A 277-nucleotide genomic window follows, 5' to 3' on the forward strand; every position below is an offset into this window, starting at 1 on the left:
GGCCGACGATCGGGCCGGTGACGCCGGGGCGGGTGAGCAGCCAGGCGAGAGCCGCCTCGCCGGGCTCGATGCCGTGCTTGTCGAGCAGGTCCTCGTACGCCTGGATCTGCGCCCGTGAGGTCGGGTCGGCGATGGTCTCGGCCGCGCGGCCACTGGCACGCCGGCCGCCCTGGACCTGCTTCCTGATGACACCGCCGAGCAGTCCGCCGTGCAGCGGCGACCAGGGGATGACCCCGAGCCCGTACTCCTGCGCGGCCGGGATGACCTCCATCTCGGC

The 277-nt window shown here is 74.0% G+C and carries 1 protein-coding gene; it reads right to left on the reverse strand.

Annotated features, from left to right (window positions below):
* Nucleotides 1-277: aldo/keto reductase (locus RB628_RS42015; protein ID WP_318325839.1), on the reverse strand; the 277-nt coding region annotated here is incomplete at both ends.

The sequence above is a fragment of the Streptomyces sp. ADMS genome, from assembly GCF_033441795.1.
In the GTDB taxonomy this organism is placed as follows: domain Bacteria; phylum Actinomycetota; class Actinomycetes; order Streptomycetales; family Streptomycetaceae; genus Streptomyces.